This window comes from Enterovibrio sp. QJM3NY_24 (assembly GCF_057786035.1).
In genome coordinates this window covers 317062-335834 of the sequence record NZ_CM173519.1, presented here as the reverse complement: position 1 = coordinate 335834, position 18773 = coordinate 317062, and the positions used below count along the sequence as shown (strand labels likewise).

Here is an 18773-nt window from a genome sequence, read left to right as displayed (position 1 = left end):
ACCCGTGCGCTATTTAATACTGAATTGATATAGCAAATCCACCGCGTTATCAGCACCGGATACCGCTTCAACATACAAATCTGACAGCAGTCGATATCGCACCGTAAACTCTGGCAGGCTGGTAAATATCCCCACACCGTATTTGACTTGAAGACCCGGAAGAATGTAGCCCGATACTTCGACTTTCTCGTCGTTACCACTGCCTGATGTATCTAGACTTAGATCCTGCACACCAAACGCCTCACCTAGTTTCCCGACCAATTTTCCGCTTTGCGAAAGGCCTAGCCCAATAAGCATTGATGTCATGGCATTGCCATCCGATTCGGCGTCTAGATTCTGCCCTCTTGTGAGGTAAGAAAGCGCGTTTGCTTGTGGCATGGCAGGTTCCGAGAACACACTCACCTCAGGAGCATCGGCAGGGCCAGTTACGCGAATACCCGCTTCGACATTATCATCAATCGCATCAGGGTTACGGATCGCCTCAACTTGAAGATACGGTTGCGCTGGCGGCCCATTAAACAGAATCTGACCTTTTTGGATCAGCAAGTCCTGACCAAACGATCGATATGTCCCATCCTCTAAATTGATTTCTCCACTAACGCTTGGGCCTTTATTATTACTGCTGACATCGAGTTTCCCAACCAAGTTTGTGACTAAACCAAAAGCCTCTAGTCGCACATCGTCACCGATATTCACACCAATTTTTGCATTGATTGATATTGAGGAGGATTCGTTCTCGCTAATCGGTTTAAGATCATCATTCAAAATGACCACATCACTGGAAACCTGCACCGCAGAGGCCGGCAAGGATTCAACCACAATGCGCCCCCAAGGCACAGAAACATTGCCGGTTACGTCTATTTGTTTAGGTGTTGCTTTCAAGGTCATGTCAGGGCTGACTTCAAGTGCCACAATCGGTGGAACAACCACTTTCAAGCGCTGACCTTTGACGTTGAGAGTCGCCAGCCAAGCATTGAGATCACGCCAGTCCGCATTACCGGATAACACAAGATCGCCATCCGGTGTTTTGATGTCACCATTGATGTTGCCTTGGTGACCTGTCAGCGCAATTGTCACATTACCTTGCCGCACTTCCACGGGTGCAGAAAGGCTTTGTAGCTTCAACCCTGTCAGCTTGATGCTGCCGTTCGCCGTTGGTGCATTGATATCGCCATTCATCACAACGTTGCCATTGAGCATGCCATCAAATTGCGTGTCTTCGCCAAACAACGGCGCGAGCAGATCAAGATTGATGGCGTTAATGTCGAAGGTGCTCTGCAATGTGCGCTTCTTATCAGATAAGTTGGTCATTAAGGCATTAAGCGAAATTGATCCGTTGTTGGCCACATCAATCAAGATATCGGCATTGAGCTTGTCATCTTTCAGCGTCGCGTTCACTGAACTCTTATTCCAACCCAAAGTAAATGGCTGATCGAGTTGCTCGACCAGTTGCCCTTTACCTAAAGTGATCGAGGCTTTCACTGTCGGCAGTGCGTCCGGTTTCCACGCCACATCGGCGTTGGCGTTAAGCGCCCCCGATAAGGTCGTCGTGACGGGCAAAAACGATTGAATAATATCGAGATTAAAGTCGACGATAGATACCTGTGCAGCGCCACTGTCAGAGACCGAAATTGGTTTATCCAAACAGATCCGGCTTTGACTTTGCGTCCAACAAAATGCGCCAACATCGACCTTGCCTGTTTTAAGTTCAAAGCCTAACGGCACCTCATTCGCGAGTTTCCATGGCCCTACTGGCGTAGTGAGCTTGGATTCATACAAGGTGCCTTTCCAGCCTTTTTCGCGATCCAAACTGCCACGTAGCGCCAGATCAGCACCCACTGGCTTGCCCTTCACGGACACTGTCAGGGTTTGATCTTTCTCATCGCCCGAGGCACGTAGCGATAACTGAGACACATCCACGCCTTCGGCTTTCAACCCTGTGACATCAACAATCAAACCGCCGCCAATAATCGGGAGCGGTGTCACCGAGCCACGAACATTGACACTTTGCACTGTCACTAACTCTTCCCAGCGCAATGTCTTGGCATTTAGCGTCATCGACGCCGTTGGCTTTTTCAACGTACCCGACAGAGCCACATCACCTTGAATACTGCCGCCAGCTTGTGGCAAAGACGCCGACAACTTGGGTAAGTTCAGCTTCAAATTTAAATCTAAGGTGTTGTCTACGCGTCCAGTGACAGCCACTTGGTTCGGCCCATGGCGCAGTGACAAACCTTGGGTTTCTACCTTAATATCGCCTTTGCCTTTCACATCAGAGGCATTCACCTGCCCCACGATGGTCAAGGCTTGATCGCGAACAACACCTTGAATATCCAGCTCGGGAACATTGACTTTCCAACCCCCTTGAGAGGTCAGTTCACCGTCATTTTTAAATTGTCCAGAGAGCTTACCTTCCGCCTCTGGCCACTGGAGACCAGGTTGAATGTCATTAAAATCGAGCGCCGTTTTCCATTTCACCTTACCCACCCAACCAACATTTGCCGTTCCTGCAATATCGCCGCCTAACGTCGCAAGCTTAAAATCACTTAAGGTGATTTCAGACAAATCGCCGCTCAGTTTGGTTGAAAGTGCCATATCAGGAATCACATCGCCTGAGGCGGAAGTTTTCAATGTTGCGTTATAGCGCTTCAGGCTGCCACGGGCATTGAGTGCCGTTGAAGTCAGCCGATATTCTGCAGCCGTATCAATAGGCCATTGCAGATTCTTACTATTTAACAACAAATCAAACGGTATATTCGGATCAAGTACGTTCACCTTTCCGGAAAGATTCGCTCGCAAGGTGCCTGTTAAGCGCGCGCCTAGCGCCAAGGCGCTGAGATCGCCTTTCGCATCTAAGCTCAGCGAATGTCCAGCCAATGGCGCCATGCGAATATTGGCATCGGCTTCTACGGTCAGCGGGTAATTGCCTTTCAAGGCAATATCGCCGTTTAGAGAAACTTTGCCTTGTTCAGCGTCCAGCACCACTTGCGACAGCGTAATATCATTTCCAGCGGCTTTTCCGACCAATAAAAACTGATTGATCACCTGTTTTTCTGGCAACAATAAGGTGGCATCTTTTAGCTCGAAACGTTCGATGACTACATTCAGCGGAAGCGAAACCTCGGGCAGCACAATAGCCTCTGCGGAATTGTTTTTATCACTGCTTCCTACCTTGCTCTTAGCATCATCCGCACGATCACTTTTCACCTCACTATCACTGGTCGTTGCAAGCGACACATTGATCCCTTGCCACGTGGTCGGTTTTAACGTCAGCGTGTCACGTTGCATTTGCGCTGCCGCAGTGAAGCTGTCCCAATGCACTTTCGTACCGAGAATATCAAGGGATATGTCACTCAAAGACACGCCGCTTAAGAACACAGGAATAGGCGTCGAGATCCGAGATATGGGCGCGGAAGGCTCTTCTGGTGATGGTTCTGTTTCACGGACGGTAACCGTCAACCCGTCAGCCGTCAGCCTTTCAACACACAAAGCAGGCCCAGACAGACATTTGCTTTCAATATCGAGCGACAGAGATTTCCCCGTCAACGAGAAGGCCGGGCTTTGGTAGGAAATACCACTTAGCGTAAAGCCGTTGAGCAGAGCGCCTTGGCTTTTCTCAATCGTCAGTTCAGGTACTGCTTCTTGAGCCCCCCACACTGCAATTCTTACCCCAGCAGGCGTCAGCAACAATGCCCCGACAACCAGCACAATGAGAACCAACAACAGAATGATGGCAATGACAAAACGTTTCAGCCAGCGCATTACAATTCCGGTCCTAAACTAAAGTGGATCATAAAATTATCATCGGTATTTTCAAACCCGTGTGCGACATCCAAACTGATGGGACCGACTGGGGATTGCCAACGCACACCAACGCCAACCGAGGTATTCCATTCTGGTGTACTGGATGTCCAAGCATCACCTGCATCGGTAAATAAAGCGGCCCACCAATTGCCTGTCACACGGTAATTGTATTCAAGCGATCCCGTCGCCAAATAGCTGCCGCCCTCGAGTTGTCCTTCCGCATCTTTGGGTGAAATCGACTCATAACTGTAACCACGAATACTGTTATCACCACCGGCGAAAAAGCGCAGTGACGGCGGCACACGTTCGAATTCATCAGTAAACACACCACCGCCATTGGCGCGGAAAATGAACCGATTATTATCGTTAAGGCTTCGAATCCACGTGGTTTGTCCAACCACACGATAAAGATTAATGTCGGCTCCCCAGATGGGATCGGCCATTTCAAATGTGATCGACTGTTTGTCCCCCCAATACGGCATAGCCCCACCACGGCTGCGGACACGTAAAAAGTTAATACCGGGCAGTATGAGGTTAGATATGTCTGAAACACTGGCCTGGGTATAGTCCGAATACAACCAACGTAGATACAGCGAACGCTGCCAGCCCGTGTCGTATTTCCAGTGACGAGAAACAGAAGACGTCAGTTCTAAGCTTTTTGTGTCGTTGTTATCAATATTTTCAACACCCACCTGAACCTGATAATACTCACGCTGCACATCTTCAAGGGGGATTTTGTAGGTCGACTCAAGGGTTTGCTTGGGTTTTGACACATAGAGATCGGTGTTCAAGCTATGCCCACGGCTGTTGAACCACGGCTTTTTCCAACCGATTTTCACGCGAGGCCCGACATCCGTCGAATAGCCAATACCCGTCTCAAACTGGTTTCGCGGCGCAGGTTCGAGGCTCACCGAAATCGGTACTCTGTCTTGACGCAAATCGTCTAGGCCAGCCTCGACCAATACAGACGAAAACCAACCTGTATTCGCCAACGCTTGATTAAAAGCACCGAGATCGCTAACGAGATAAGGCTGACCTTCTTTAAACGTCAGCATGCTACTTAAACGATCTTCGTTAATTTGACTGTTGTGATAGTACACATTGCCGAAGTGGAAACGCATACCGCTGCTGAAATGAAGCCGTATAAATGCCTCATAAAGGCCTGGCGCCACTTCCAAGCGAGAAAGGGTATAATCTGCATCGAAGTAGCCGCGACGAATAGCGAGGCTTTGAATGGCCGATTTAAGCGAATCATATTTTCCCTGATCCAGGATGTCGCCTTTTTTCGGTGCCGTTTCCAATAGCTTAGTGAAAGCGTCATCTTTGGTGGCGTCACCGTCGATCTGAATATCGACCTCTGAAATGAGAACCGGCTTACCCGGGTCTATGTTCAGTACGATCGTGGCATCCGTGTCTGACGTTTTGTCTTCAACCTTGAAACCAATGACGGGAGAGTAGTAACCCAATGCCTGAAGCGCCTTTTTGGTTTCATCTGCCACACGGGCTTGAAGGCGAAAATTCAGTCGTCGTTCACTTTCAGGGATGGCGTCAATGTAAATACTGACATTGTCCTTGAGCGCATCATCTAAACCTTTGATGTCGAAATCCACGCTGGCAATGGCCATTTCTGGCACCAACACGAATCCACTCAGTACCCAAGGTATTAATCGTTTTCTTATCATCAACCGTACGTCTTTCTCTCACCCTGAGAGCCAATTTGATTCTTACTGAACAGTATGACCCTCCATATGATCAGATGTCTTGTTGCAAAAGTGCACCAAACCACGATAAATATGGAATCATAAAAATACAGACGACAAGGAGTCGCGGCATGCTTAACAATAAACAAACCACGATCACTGCAGAACAAGCACTTCCTAACCGCTCCGCTGAAATTATTCCGGCTGACCCTCATGCCGTCAATGGCACGTCACTCAGCAAAAGCCCATCAGATGGTCATGCGCAGATTTTACTGGCAATGGGCTGCTTCTGGGGCGCTGAACGCCTGTTTTGGAAGCTAGATGGCGTAATTTCAACGTCCGTTGGCTACAGCGGTGGCTTTACAGTCAACCCAACTTATCAGGACGTGTGTACTGCACAAACGGGGCATACCGAAATAGTACAAGTCGTGTATGACCCAGATAACATTTCTCTGGCGGCTATTTTGACACACTTTTGGCAAAGTCATGATCCCACTCAAGGGATGCGTCAAGGAAATGATGTTGGAACTCAATATCGTTCGGCTATCTATTATTTTGACGACGAACAAAAAGAGGCGGCACTCAGCAGCAAAGAGGCTTATCAACAAGCACTGACAAACGCAGGGAAATCATCTGATATCACGACAGAGATTGATGTTGCGGGGCCTTACTATTTCGCCGAAACATACCATCAGCAGTATCTGCATAAAAACCCGAATGGTTATTGCGGCATTGGTGGTACAGGCGTGTGCTTGCCCCCTTGGGAGCGATGAACGCGTTGATCTTTTTACGTTGCGAATAGGCTCAGATTCACCGCTAAAACGCAGAAACACAAACGCCCGTCATCGACGGGCGCTTTTCAATGTAGAGTAGCGAGAGAGCAGCGTGTTATGCAGCGGCAGCTGTCATTGCTCGGATCTCATTATTCACTTCAGTCATCACAGTCAGCGCGCGCTTATCTTTTTTCGTTGGGGGGAGCAATCTCCCGCCATCAAATTCAAATGCTCCAACGCCATCGATATAAAGCCTACCGCGAAAAAAACCCTTCACGTAACGAGCAACCTGACGCGGACGGTACTGATTAAAAATACGAAACATTGATGAACTCCTTCCATGCCAATGTAAAAGACCTGTATCGCACACCATTAGTTTCACCAATGGCTGACATTTCTGCGATGCAATCTGAATGCCAAAAGTTCAGGGATTATCTCAATAACAACTTGGACATTAGATATGGGCGGGTTATCCCTATTTCCTGCCACACCGAGTAAGCGTAGCCAAAAATATCCAGATGGCAAAAATATGACACAATGATTCAGAAATGATTCAAATTGGTGCCAAGGATTTTTCTGATTTTGAGTGGTTGGATCTGTTATTGATACGGGCGGTCACCCTGTATCGGCTATAGTCAAATACCGAAACACCCTAAAGATGAAGGACTTCAGTGGTTGTTTCGTACTATCACACACTAATAAATGGGGACATCACCTCTATGCGTTGTATTAAAACACTAGCCTTAGCAACCGCTCTCATTTCAGGTTTCGCTTCGGCACACATCATTTCTAATGGCCAACCTGTACCCTCCGCCACTGTCGAAAAACATGGCGAACTCACGCTGAATGGCGACACGGTTGGTTATCAAACCTGGAACAGCACCGATCTCACTGGCAAGGTTCGTATTATTCAAGCTATCGCGGGACGCAGTAGCGCCAAAGAAATGAATGCACCTTTGGTAGAAGCGATCAAAGCGGCTGATTTTCCAAATGATCAATACCAAACCACCACCATCATCAATCAAGATGATGCTATTTGGGGCACGGGCGGTTTCGTTAAATCATCCGCAGAAGACAGTAAGCAAGAGTTCAGTTGGTCATCCATTGTCTTGGACAAAAACGGCGCGGTCGCAAAGGCTTGGCACCTTAAAGATGAAAGCTCAGCCATCATGGTGATTGACCCACAAGGCGAGGTTCGCTTTGTAAAAGAAGGCGCACTAAGTCACGCAGAAATCACGCAAGTCATTGATTTAGTCAACAAGCTAATGCAGTGATCTTGATCACTGCTTGAACCAAAAAAACCCGCCAATGGCGGGTTTTTTTAATGTTTTCGATCAATTAGCCGATAAACTGAGACAGATATAGCAAGGTAGCAATGTAAAAAACGACAAGCAGGATATTCACAGAATTCACTTTGAACTTTTTCACTGCGATGACTCCTCCTTGTTTGTTCGGCATTTGATTAAATGTTAACAAATTTAAATTAATTTTAACATAGTTGATTAGTTGCCTGTCTTGCTAAACCATTGCTAAAACATTCATTTATTGCATGCAGGCGGATGAAAATATGGCTGAACCAAAGAAAACAGTGGTGATTGAAGCCGTCATCGTAGATGACAGCAACAAGAAACACGCAGGCAGCACCCAGAGCGGCCAAGAGAATCACGTTAAGTCTAGTCAACAAAAGTTGTCTGCCATTGCAACGGCTCACCATATTGATGCAAAGCTGCACGACATTGAGCACGACAGCCTGACCACTCGCGCTGGATATCGACAATTACAAATAAAACAGCAGCAGCAAGCCAACCTAGAGGAGATCATTAAGATCACGCACGATCTGTGCCGAGATGAAACCTCTCGCTCTCCAGACCCCGATTGGCTGTATCGCTTTTTCGAAATGGCGAAAACCATTTACGGCGAAAGTATGCAGAATCTATGGGCACGAATTCTAAAACAAGAGATCCTCAAACCCGGCAGTACCTCTCTGAAAGCGCTGGCGTTATTAGAAACCATCACGCAGCGAGAGGCACAAGCATTGCAGCGAGCATGTTCGCTCGCCTGCACCTTTGGAAGCGACGGTTCAAACAAGCTGATCACGGGGTTTCGCCAACCAGAAAATGGTATGCGTCGGTATTTTAAACCGGACCTTGCGGAGAGATTGGCACTGGGAAGCTTCAAACTGCCCTTTACCGATTTGATGCTTTTGATGGATCTGGGACTCATTTTGAGAACCGAATTGGAATCAGGTCTGCTCGATCCCGCCTCTTCCCTTCCTCTGAGCGGACAAGGACAAACGTTTATGCTAACGCCACTTCGCAAAGGCGCGCGCATTTACTATTATCGTTTCAGCCCAACGGGCAATGAATTGGCAAAACTGGTAGGGCAAAAGTCGCACCCAGAGTATTTGGATGCGTTAATTGCACTTCTGTCGCGCGCGTTTTCTATCAACAGTGACGTGGGATCAACGGTCAACGAAAAAGCGTAACTGCGCGACAAAAGCACTGAGCAAGTGTGATCAGGCGATCACACCTTGCTCTCGCAATACACTCAGGCACTGCGCAACAATCGCATCGATCGTGTGTTGATCGGTATGCAAATGAATTTCTGGCTGCTCTGGCGCTTCATAGGCTGAGCTAATACCGGTGAATGCTTTAATTTCCCCCGCTCGTGCTTTCTTATAAAGCCCTTTCGGATCGCGTGATTCACATACGTCGAGCGGCGTATCAACAAACACTTCTAAAAAATCGCCTTTTGGCAGCAGCTCTCGAACCAGATCGCGCTCTTCACGAAACGGCGAAATAAACGCTGACAAAACGATAAGGCCAGCATCGGTCATCAGCTTTGCTACTTCACCAACACGGCGAATGTTTTCGCGACGATCATGATCCGAAAAGCCCAAATCACGGCAAAGCCCATGGCGCACGTTATCGCCATCAAGCAAATAGGTGTGATACCCCAATTGAGCAAGCTTGTTTTCCAGCGCACCTGCCACTGTTGATTTACCCGAACCTGACAGGCCAGTAAACCAAAGCAATGCCGGACGTTGCTTTTTCTGCTCGGCACGGAAATTCTTATCAATAGCATGGCTATGCCACACGACGTTTTCATCCGTATGCTTCGAGTCCAAAGCACTCATAACTCTATCCTTGTTAATTAAAATGGAAAAAACACCGGTATCAGTCCCAGCACCAATGCCGAATACACCAGCGACAACGGTAATCCGATGCGCAAGTAATCCGTCAACTGGTAGTTACCCACACTGTAGACCAGTAAATTGGTTTGGTAACCATAGGGCGAGATGAAGCTCGCACTCGCACCGAACAAGACTGCCATAATAAATGGCATCGGATCTACTCCATATCCGAGAGCGAGGCTATATCCTATCGGAAATGCCAGTGCTGCGGCGGCATTGTTGGTCACTAATTCGGTCAATATCAAGGTAAGCAGGTAGGTAGCAATCAATGCCCCATACACCCCCCAACCATTAAACCAAAAGATAAAAAGCTCACCCATTTGCGCGGAGAGTCCTGAAGTGATCATCAATTGCGCCAAACTCAACGCACTGCCGACAATCACAACAATTTCGGCGGGGAAGCGGCGCTTCAATTCCACCAAATTAACCACTCCCGTCAGCAACAGAACGGTCAGGTACGCTGCTAATCCGTTAAGCAGCGGAATCCAATCCATCAATGCCGCGCCAATCACAGAGGCAAAACCAGCGAGTACCCACGCACTCATGGCCGAATCCAAACGTGCGCTTGAATCTAGCCCATTGACCAGCACAAACTCACGTTGCATTCGCTGCTGTGCCTTAGCAAAACCTTTGCCTGGCACAATGACCAAGGTGTCACCGGCCTGCAAAGCGATGTTACCTAAGCCACCTTCGAGCTTTTCATGTCCACGACGAATAGCGACCACTACCGCATCAAAATTTTCACGAAATTTAGCTTCTTTGAGTGATTTACCTAGAATTGACGCGCTATGGCTCACCACCAGTTCGAGTAAGTTCTGACCGTTAATATGATGCTGACCAAACAGCGCCAGACCTTCAATTTCTTGCAAGGTTGCTACGCTTTCCACATCCCCACAAAATTGTAATTTGTCACCTTCACGTAATTTAGTATCCGGGCAAACAGGCGCAATCAATTCACCATCCCGCACGATTTCTGCCAGAAACAGTCTACGTAATGCGCGTAAATCGTTTTCGACCACGGTTTTGCCAACAAGTGGTGAGCCTTTGGTGACAACGGCTTCTAATACATAAGGCAGATCGTCGTCGCTTTGATCGTCGTGATTCGGCAGCAGATAACAGAAAGGGATCAACACCAACAAGCCGCCAGCCAATACGGCAAGGCCTATCATTGATGGCGCAAAGAAACTCAGTGAAGGCAAGCCCGCGTTTTCGACGAAGCTGTTAATGATGAGGTTAGTCGAGGTGCCGATCAGCGTCAGCGTTCCCCCCAAGATCGCCGCATAAGAAAGCGGGATCAACAAACGCGATGGGGCATGACGACGGTTGCGTTTTACCGCACCAATCAAAGAAACCACCACCGCAGTATTGTTAGTAAAGGAGCTAAGAATCGCGGTGGATAGTCCAAGCTTGGCCACCACGGTACCTAACCGACCCGTTGATAACTGACCACTGACCCAGCTCACCAATCGGGTTTTTTCTAACGCTGCAGACGCCAGAATCAACATCACAAGGGTTAGCAAGGAACTGTTGGTGAAGTTCCCTGCCAGTGCCTCGACAGAAATCAGTCCAGATTGAAACGCGATGAATGCCACCGCTGCAAACAAAATGGCCGGCTTGATCTTGGACAGTACCAAGCCTGCAACCACTGCCAGCAGCAGAGCCATCACCAGAGACTGATCCCAGTTCATAATGGATTACCCAAGTAACTTACTGATGTCACGTGCATTCCAATGTGGGAAGTGCTTGCGAACCAGTGCGTTGAGTTCCACTTCAAACGCAGAAATATCTGTCGCTTGGGTTTGTGTTGCTGTGTCTTCCAGAAGCTCGCTGATCATCCCTGCACCAACCGTCACATTAGTCAGGCGGTCAATCACGATGAAGCCACCGGTATCAGCGCAGTCTTGATAAAGATCCAATGACACAGACTCGGTTAATTCCACTTCACACTCAGCAATGCCGTTCAATGGCAGGCTGTCTGCATCAAATGTATCGAGCGAGTTAATGTCAACTTGATGGCGAATTTTGCTCACAGCGCCAACCGTTTTTTTGCCAGCGACTTTGATATCGTATTGACGACCAATCTCTAGTGGAGATTCATCCATCCACACAATGCTTGCTGCCAGCTTGCTGGTCGCTTTGTGCTGCTCCGCGACAGGGACAATCAAATCACCGCGACTGCAATCAATCTCATCGGTCAGTGTCAACGTCACCGCTTGCCCAGCATGTGCAAACTCGAGATCACCATCAAACGTGACGATGCGTTCAACCGTTGACGTTTTGCCTGATGGCAACACTTTCACTTCATCGCCAGGACGTACAACACCGCTTGAAATGGTGCCAGAGAAACCACGGAAGTCGAGATTCGGACGGTTCACGTACTGAACAGGGAAGCGGAATGCACCCTTGTCTTTATCGCTGTTTACATCAACGGTTTCTAGCATCGTCAGCAGCGTTTCACCTTGATACCAAGGTGTATGCACACTGCGTTCAACCACGTTGTCGCCTTCCAGTGCCGATAGTGGTACCAGTTGGATATCAATCTGACGGTTCAACTTCTTGGCAAAATCCAGATACTGCGCTTTGATTTCTTCATAACGAGATTCTTCAAAGCCAACCAAGTCCATCTTGTTCACCGCAACCACAAAGTGGCGAATACCAAGCTGGCTTGCAATGAATGAATGACGACGCGTCTGATCCAATACGCCTTTACGCGCATCAATCAAGATCACGGCCACATCACACGTCGACGCGCCTGTCGCCATATTGCGGGTGTACTGCTCATGTCCTGGCGTATCAGCAATAATGAATTTACGTGGGCGCGTCGAAAAGTAACGATACGCAACGTCGATCGTGATCCCTTGCTCGCGCTCGGCTTGCAAACCATCAACCAATAGTGCCAAATCCGGCTTTTCACCCGTTGTACCGACCTTTTGGCTATCGGTGTGAATCGCGGCTAGCTGATCTTCATAAATCTGATGAGAGTCATGCAGTAAGCGACCGATGAGGGTGCTTTTACCATCATCCACAGAACCACAGGTCAGAAAACGCAGCATCGATTTATTCTGGTGCTGATCCAGATAGGCCTCGATACCTAACTCGGCCACTTGTTGTTCAATTAAGCTGTTCATGCTAAATCCCTTAGAAATATCCCTGACGTTTCTTCATTTCCATTGAACCAGATTGGTCATGGTCAATGGCGCGTCCTTGACGCTCACTCGATGTCGCCACCAGCATTTCTTCAATGATGCCTGTCAAGGTGTCTGCCGTTGATTCAACCGCACCCGTCAGTGGGTAACAACCGAGTGTTCTAAAACGTACACTCTTGTATTCCACTTTCTCGCCTTCACGCAGTTCCATGCGATCGTCGTCAACCATGATCAGCATGCCGTCGCGGTCAACCACAGGGCGAATTTCTGACAGGTACAACGGCACAATATCGATGCCTTCGAGGTAGATGTATTGCCAGATATCCAGCTCAGTCCAGTTCGACAGCGGGAAAACACGGATGCTTTCGCCTTTGTTAACCTGACCGTTATAAGTGTGCCAAAGCTCAGGACGCTGATTTTTTGGATCCCAGCGGTGGTGTTTATCACGGAAGCTATAAACACGTTCCTTAGCGCGGCTTTTCTCTTCATCACGACGTGCGCCGCCAAATGCCGCATCAAAGCCATATTTGTCCAGCGCTTGCTTCAAGCCTTGCGTTTTCATGATGTCAGTGTGCTTAGAAGAGCCATGAACGAATGGGCTACAGCCCATTGCAATACCTTCTGGATTCTTGTGCACCAGCAGCTCAAAGCCATACTTTTCCGCCGCACTGTCACGAAATTCAATCATTTCTCTGAATTTCCAATCCGTGTCGACGTGAAGCAGTGGAAACGGGATCTTGCCCGGATAAAAAGCTTTACGTGCGAGGTGGAGCATGACGGAACTGTCTTTCCCGATGGAATACATCATCACGGGATTGTCGAATTCTGCCGCCACTTCACGAATGATATGGATACTTTCTGCCTCAAGTTGCTTGAGGTGGGTAAGGGTCTTGGCTTCCATTCTTTGATATTTCCTTAGCCTAAATTAACCACGGAAGGTGCGTGAATATCACCCTCTGTATTGAAGGATTGCTTTCCAAACCAGCTCAATTGATCGGCGAGTTGAACCACTTCACCGACCACGATAAGTGCAGGCGAGCCCACACCTTCAGCCAGTGACTCCAATTCGCTCAATGTGCCTTTGTAGATTTTCTGATTGATGCGGGTGCCATTTTCTATGATGGCTACCGGCGTTTGCGGGTCACGCCCATGTTGAATTAGTTGTTCTTGAATATGCGCGCTTTTCATCAGGCCCATATAAATGACCAAGGTTTGACGACCACGAGCAAGCGTTGCCCAGCGGAAACTGTCATCTTCTTTTTTGAGATGACCCGTCACAAACATCGCGGTTTGCGCGTGATCGCGATGCGTCAGCGGAATGCCGGCATACGCCGTTGCGCCTGCGGCAGCGGTAATTCCTGGCACGACCTGAAACGGCACGCCAGATTCTTGCAGCACTTGCAGCTCTTCACCGCCACGACCAAACATAAACGGGTCACCGCCTTTCAAACGCACCACACGTCGACCTTCTTGCGCATGCTTAACCAGCAAGGCATTGGTCTCTTCTTGTGACACGCTGTGATAAGAGGCGCGCTTACCCACACAAATCAGCTCTGCATCGCGTCGGCACAGCTCCATAATTTCATCCGACACCAAGTAGTCATACAAAACCACATCCGCTTGCTGCATCAATTGCAGCGCGCGTAGGGTCAGCAAGCCCGGGTCGCCTGGGCCAGCACCAATCAATGACACTTCACCTTGCAGTGACACGCCCGTGGTGAGCTTTTCAAGTTCAGCTTTTGCGCCCTCTTCATCGCCCGCTGCAACCAGTGAACTAAAACGACCATCAAACGCCGTCTCCCAGAACTTTCTTCGTCCGTTCAGCGTGGTCACTTTTTTCTTCAAGGTGTCACGAAATTCGCCAGCCAGTTTAGCCATGCGACCAATGTGAGAAGGAACAAGGGTTTCGAGTTTCTCGCGCAGTAAACGCGCCAGCACAGGGGATTTACCGCCAGAGGAAATCGCAATCACAATCGGGCTGCGATCAACAATAGAGGGAACGATAAAGCTGCATTTTGGGGTGTCATCCACCACGTTTGCCAAAATATGGCGCGCATTGGCGGCTTGTGAAACCAGCTCATTCACGAGTGGGTTATCTGTCGCCGCGATAACCAGAACAACGGCCTTGAGATGCTGAGGTGTAAACGCTTCTTTGACCCACACCAATTCGCCACGCTCAGCCGCTTCAACAATCTCTGCGTCAGCATGTGGCGCAACAACAGTCACCGCAGCGCCTGCTTTCATCAGCATACGTGTTTTGCGCCAAGCCACTTCACCACCACCCACAACTAAACAAGGGCGGTTTTCAAGCTTCGCAAAAATCGGCAAATAATCCATAGTGTGAGTCCTTTCTATCTAATGACTGCCACTATAGAGAGTTACTGATATTACTTGAAATTCTAAAATTTCATTTTTTATAACTTTTTGGCTATTTCATTTTTACATACATAGCCAAAACGTCATATCGAACCGCTCTCTCATCGCAGCACGACATCAGACTCCGCTTGCTATGCATCCCGTCACATTTATCGCGCTAAAGATCACACTACACAATGAAATGTAACCTTTTCATGATTCTAGTATGCAAAATACATCCACTTTTAGTCCTGAAGTTTCGGAGACATTTATGACACTCACAGCCCGACCTCTGTCCATCGCCGTCCTTACTGGCATGCTCGCCATGGCAAGCCCAGCAATGGCAGAAACCATCAAACTGCGCATCATAGAAACCACCGACATCCACACCAATGTGATGGATTACGACTATTACAAAGACAAACCCAGCGAAAAAATTGGCTTAGTACGCACCGCAACCTTAGTTAAAGCAGCGCAAGGTGAAGCGACCAACAGCGTGCTGGTTGATAACGGAGACCTTATTCAAGGCAGCCCAATGGGCGATTACATGGCGGCGAAAGGCCTGAAAGACGGCGATGTTCATCCTGTTTACAAAGCCATGAACCTGTTGGATTACGACGCAGGTAACTTAGGTAATCATGAATTTAACTATGGCCTCGATTTTCTTGCACGCAGCTTAGATGGCGCTGCGTTCCCTTATGTATCGGCGAATGTGTTTGATGCAAACACCGGCGAACCACTCATCGCACCTTACATCATTAAAGAACACACCATGACTGACACCGATGGCAAAACCCATCTGGTGAAGGTGGGTTATATCGGTTTTGTGCCGCCGCAAATCTTGGTGTGGGACAAGAAAAATCTCGAAGGCAAAGTGATTGCCAAAGACATCAAAGCCACCGCAGAAAAACGCGTACCTGAGATGAAAGCCAAAGGCGCAGACGTGATTGTCGCTATTCCGCACTCTGGTTTGTCGCAAGACGAATATAAGGCCATGGCGGAAAACTCGGTCTACTACCTTGCCGACGTGGAAGGCATCGATGCCATTGCCTTTGGCCACTCTCACGCCGTGTTCCCGGGCAAAGGCTTTGAGAATATCAAAGGCGTCGATAACGAAAAAGGCACCATCAAAGGCGTTGCGGCAGTCATGCCCGGCCGCTGGGGTAGCCATGTCGGCATCATGGATCTGCAACTCGACAAACAAGATGATGATTGGGTCGTAACGCCTATTCAGAGCGAATCACGCCCGATCTTTGATGGTGAGTCTCTTGCCGATGCCGATCCTGCGATGCTAAAAGCGCTTGAGCATGATCATCATGCTACCCGTGAGTTTGTTAATCAGCCTATCGGTAAAGCCAATGACGTGATGTACAGCTTCCTGTCGCTGGTGCAAGACGACCCGACCGTGCAGATCGTTAATCTGGCGCAGAAAGATTACGTCGAGCGCTTCATTCAAGGGGATCCGGATCTGGATGGCATTCCCGTTTTGTCTGCCGCCGCACCATTTAAAGCAGGTGGTCGTAAAAACGATCCGTCTAACTTCACCGAAGTGGAATCTGGCGAACTGACTTTCCGTAATGCTGCAGACCTTTACTTGTATCCAAACACCCTCGTCACCCTCAAGGTGACGGGCAATGAAGTGAAAGAATGGCTGGAATGCAGCGCGGGTCAATTCAAGCACATCGACCCGGCTTCAAGCGCACAGCAATCACTGATTGATTGGGACGGCTTCCGCACCTACAACTTTGATGTCATCGACGGCGTAAATTACCAAATTGACGTGACTCAAGCGGCGCGGTATGACGGTGATTGCAACCTGATCAACCCAGGCTCACAGCGCATTCAGAACCTGACCTTCAACGGTAAACCGGTTGATATGGCGCAGCCATTTTTGATTGCGACCAACAACTACCGCGCGTACTTGGGCAAGTTCCCAGGCACAGGTAATGATTTCATTGCGTTTGCATCGCCCGATGAAAACCGCACCGTCGTTGCAAATTACATCAGCAGCGTTACCAAAGAGAAAGGCGAGGTGACACCAACGGCGGATAACAACTGGTCATTTGCCCCAATTGCCACCGACATCGATCTCAATGTGGTGTTTGAAACGTCACCCAGTGACAAAGCCGCTGAGTTCATTGGCGCGAAAGGCCAATATCCTATGGAAAAGATTGGCACTGACGATGTGGGCTTCGCGCAGTACCGTATTGATTTAAAGAAATAATTAACAGCCTGTTAACGGCATGTTTAATTATTGAAAAAGACCATCTTTGATACAAAAAAACCGCGGCCTTGGTCGCGGTTTTTTATTATCTTGGCGAGTAGAAAGACGTTATCTGAACTACAAACAAATATATGCCCGAGAAAAACCAAGAATTTTATAACTATTAGGAACAACCCATGCAATGGATAACCTTGACCTTTGGTCAGTTGTCTACAAGGCAACTTTATGACCTGCTCCGCCTGCGCACCGACGTGTTCGTGGTTGAGCAAAACTGCCCTTACCCTGAACTGGATGGGCACGACCTTCACCCCGACACACGCCACGTGTTGGGCTATCGCGATGACAAGATGACGGCATACGCCCGTATTCTGCCCGCTGGCCTCACTTACCCGGAGATCAGCATTGGTCGCGTGGTCACCGCCAATACGGAGCGTGGCAATGGCTGCGGCAATGCGTTAGTGCACTACGCGATTCTTGAAGCGCACAACACATGGCCACAAGCACCGATCACCATCGGCGCGCAGTATCATCTGCGTGAGTTTTACCGTCGACATGGCTTTAAAGAGATCTCAGAGCAATACCTAGAAGATGGTATTCCACACATTGATATGCGAAAAGCAGACGCAAAAACGGCTGCATGATTCATGCAGCCGTCGCTAGGTAATGTCGAGTCAATCTTTGCTATTGGCGATGTTGTTCTAGCTTCTCGCTATTTGCGTCGCGCAAAGCTGCCATCTGACAACCTGAAAAAGATCACTGACTGATTGCCAGCGCTCTCGATCTGGATAATATCCAGATCGCCCTGTGTATTGCGTTTAAAGCGCAATAGCTGACCCGGCTGAATGCGGCTTAGCGGTTTGTCCGCGCCTTCAATAGCCGAGATCGCATACAAATCTTTTAGCGGCACATTTTGCGTACGGAAGATATTCGACAGCGTATCACCACGGGACACTTCATAGTTCACCCAATCCGTGTCAATGGTTTGCGGCGCGACCACAGGGGCAGACGTGCGATCAAAACCCGTATCTTCTGATGCTGAATCATTGGCAGATGCAGGATTGCTTTCTGATGCTTGGTTGGCATCAATGTTCAATGGCACAGCCACCCTTTGACCCTCTGTGGGCTCAGTTAATGGTGACGGTTCACTCGATGGCCACAACAGCAGTAACACCAAAAGCACCGCAAGCGCTGACACGCCGATACGATGTGGCTTTGGTAATGCTTGCCAATAAGGCATCACTCGGGCAATGGCGGGGGCCAGTAACCCTTTTAGTTTCTCTTGCGCTTGTTTCAACACCTCGCCCAGAGGCGGCGTGGCAGAAGCTTTTCCCTTCTCGCGCTTTCCTTTCAAGGTCATCACCTCTCCCAATTTCTTCATCGGGTCTCATCAAGTATGCAAAGAATACGGTAACGCATAGTAGACGCGTAATATCAGAAAAATGTCAGCGTCACCGCGTTGAATTCGCAGAATAAAGCTGAATTGACACAAACTCTTATGTTTGAACAAACACATCAGTTTGGCTGACAATCGTACTGTCCGGCATTTTTCGTCCAGATTCAAGTAACACGATTTGTCCC

At 48.8% G+C, this 18773-nt stretch carries 14 protein-coding genes; 5 read left to right on the top strand and 9 right to left on the bottom strand.

Annotation, left to right across the window (positions count from 1 at the left end; translation table 11 throughout):
- Positions 1–9: 9 nt before the first annotated feature.
- Together tamB and tamA are read right to left on the bottom strand one after the other, a co-directional pair.
- Positions 10–3762 (bottom strand): autotransporter assembly complex protein TamB, encoded by a 3753-nt coding sequence (gene tamB / locus AC3CIC_RS01545; RefSeq protein ID WP_488515183.1) that lies wholly within the window; start codon positions 3760–3762, stop codon positions 10–12.
- The gene (gene tamA / locus AC3CIC_RS01540) at positions 3762–5486 is read right to left on the bottom strand and encodes an autotransporter assembly complex protein TamA (protein ID WP_488515182.1); all 1725 of its coding nucleotides are present in this window, start codon (positions 5484–5486) and stop codon (positions 3762–3764) included. Before tamA ends, tamB begins: the two co-directional genes overlap by 1 nt.
- 149 nt (positions 5487–5635) lie before the next feature.
- Here tamA and msrA point away from each other — a divergent pair, with 149 nt between their 5' ends.
- Positions 5636–6277: a peptide-methionine (S)-S-oxide reductase MsrA gene (gene msrA / locus AC3CIC_RS01535; RefSeq protein ID WP_488515181.1), complete on the top strand. Its 642-nt coding sequence runs from the start codon at positions 5636–5638 to the stop codon at positions 6275–6277.
- Positions 6278–6392: 115 nt separating this feature from the next.
- Here msrA and AC3CIC_RS01530 read toward each other — a convergent pair whose 3' ends face one another.
- The gene (locus AC3CIC_RS01530; RefSeq protein WP_016959041.1) at positions 6393–6602 is read right to left on the bottom strand and encodes a DUF1107 domain-containing protein; all 210 of its coding nucleotides are present in this window, start codon (positions 6600–6602) and stop codon (positions 6393–6395) included.
- 394 nt (positions 6603–6996) lie between these two features.
- On the opposite strand from AC3CIC_RS01530, the gene AC3CIC_RS01525 reads away from it, so the two are divergent.
- Positions 6997–7551 (top strand): YtfJ family protein, encoded by a 555-nt coding sequence (locus AC3CIC_RS01525; protein ID WP_488515180.1) that lies wholly within the window; start codon positions 6997–6999, stop codon positions 7549–7551.
- 293 nt (positions 7552–7844) lie between these two features.
- Entirely contained in the window at positions 7845–8762 is a 918-nt protein-coding gene (locus AC3CIC_RS01520; RefSeq protein WP_488515179.1) for a TIGR03899 family protein, read from the top strand.
- A 30-nt stretch (positions 8763–8792) separates the two neighbouring features.
- On the opposite strand, the gene cysC is transcribed toward AC3CIC_RS01520, so the two are convergent.
- The 5 genes from cysC to cysG are packed head-to-tail and all read right to left on the bottom strand — an operon-like array spanning position 8793 to position 14953.
- A complete protein-coding gene (gene cysC / locus AC3CIC_RS01515; protein ID WP_371732899.1) occupies positions 8793–9413 on the bottom strand; it encodes an adenylyl-sulfate kinase in 621 nt (206 codons plus the stop codon).
- 17 nt (positions 9414–9430) lie between these two features.
- The gene (locus AC3CIC_RS01510) at positions 9431–11158 is read right to left on the bottom strand and encodes an SLC13 family permease (protein WP_488515178.1); all 1728 of its coding nucleotides are present in this window, start codon (positions 11156–11158) and stop codon (positions 9431–9433) included.
- Between the two features lie 6 nt (positions 11159–11164).
- On the bottom strand, positions 11165–12598 hold the full coding sequence (gene cysN / locus AC3CIC_RS01505; protein WP_017006125.1) for a sulfate adenylyltransferase subunit CysN: 1434 nt from the start codon (positions 12596–12598) through the stop codon (positions 11165–11167).
- A gap of 10 nt (positions 12599–12608) precedes the next feature.
- A complete protein-coding gene (cysD, locus tag AC3CIC_RS01500; RefSeq protein ID WP_016959047.1) occupies positions 12609–13517 on the bottom strand; it encodes a sulfate adenylyltransferase subunit CysD in 909 nt (302 codons plus the stop codon).
- Positions 13518–13531: 14 nt separating this feature from the next.
- Positions 13532–14953, bottom strand: a complete 1422-nt coding sequence (gene cysG, locus AC3CIC_RS01495) for a siroheme synthase CysG (RefSeq protein WP_488515177.1) — start codon at positions 14951–14953, stop codon at positions 13532–13534.
- A 289-nt stretch (positions 14954–15242) separates the two neighbouring features.
- Between cysG and cpdB the strand changes: the two genes are divergently transcribed.
- Positions 15243–17195, top strand: coding sequence for a 2',3'-cyclic-nucleotide 2'-phosphodiesterase (cpdB, locus tag AC3CIC_RS01490; RefSeq protein WP_488515176.1), 1953 nt, complete (start codon positions 15243–15245; stop codon positions 17193–17195).
- A gap of 176 nt (positions 17196–17371) precedes the next feature.
- Positions 17372–17836, top strand: a complete 465-nt coding sequence (locus tag AC3CIC_RS01485) for a GNAT family N-acetyltransferase (RefSeq protein ID WP_017005241.1) — start codon at positions 17372–17374, stop codon at positions 17834–17836.
- A gap of 68 nt (positions 17837–17904) precedes the next feature.
- On the opposite strand, the gene AC3CIC_RS01480 is transcribed toward AC3CIC_RS01485, so the two are convergent.
- The gene (locus AC3CIC_RS01480; protein WP_488515861.1) at positions 17905–18552 is read right to left on the bottom strand and encodes a LysM-like peptidoglycan-binding domain-containing protein; all 648 of its coding nucleotides are present in this window, start codon (positions 18550–18552) and stop codon (positions 17905–17907) included.
- Positions 18553–18773 lie beyond the last annotated feature (221 nt).

Excerpts from the sequence above, each read along its gene's own strand:
- AC3CIC_RS01530 (WP_016959041.1), bottom strand. The coding sequence starts at position 6,602 with ATGTTTCGTATTTTTAATCAGTACCGTCCGCGTCAGGTTGCTCGTTAC.
- cysG (WP_488515177.1), bottom strand. The coding sequence starts at position 14,953 with ATGGATTATTTGCCGATTTTTGCGAAGCTTGAAAACCGCCCTTGTTTA.
- cysC (WP_371732899.1), bottom strand. The coding sequence starts at position 9,413 with ATGAGTGCTTTGGACTCGAAGCATACGGATGAAAACGTCGTGTGGCAT.
- AC3CIC_RS01510 (WP_488515178.1), bottom strand. The coding sequence starts at position 11,158 with ATGAACTGGGATCAGTCTCTGGTGATGGCTCTGCTGCTGGCAGTGGTT.
- cysD (WP_016959047.1), bottom strand. The coding sequence starts at position 13,517 with ATGGAAGCCAAGACCCTTACCCACCTCAAGCAACTTGAGGCAGAAAGT.
- cysN (WP_017006125.1), bottom strand. The coding sequence starts at position 12,598 with ATGAACAGCTTAATTGAACAACAAGTGGCCGAGTTAGGTATCGAGGCC.
- msrA (WP_488515181.1), top strand. The coding sequence starts at position 5,636 with ATGCTTAACAATAAACAAACCACGATCACTGCAGAACAAGCACTTCCT.
- AC3CIC_RS01520 (WP_488515179.1), top strand. The coding sequence starts at position 7,845 with ATGGCTGAACCAAAGAAAACAGTGGTGATTGAAGCCGTCATCGTAGAT.
- cpdB (WP_488515176.1), top strand. The coding sequence starts at position 15,243 with ATGACACTCACAGCCCGACCTCTGTCCATCGCCGTCCTTACTGGCATG.
- AC3CIC_RS01480 (WP_488515861.1), bottom strand. The coding sequence starts at position 18,552 with ATGACCTTGAAAGGAAAGCGCGAGAAGGGAAAAGCTTCTGCCACGCCG.
- tamB (WP_488515183.1), bottom strand. The coding sequence starts at position 3,762 with ATGCGCTGGCTGAAACGTTTTGTCATTGCCATCATTCTGTTGTTGGTT.
- AC3CIC_RS01525 (WP_488515180.1), top strand. The coding sequence starts at position 6,997 with ATGCGTTGTATTAAAACACTAGCCTTAGCAACCGCTCTCATTTCAGGT.
- tamA (WP_488515182.1), bottom strand. The coding sequence starts at position 5,486 with ATGATAAGAAAACGATTAATACCTTGGGTACTGAGTGGATTCGTGTTG.
- AC3CIC_RS01485 (WP_017005241.1), top strand. The coding sequence starts at position 17,372 with ATGCAATGGATAACCTTGACCTTTGGTCAGTTGTCTACAAGGCAACTT.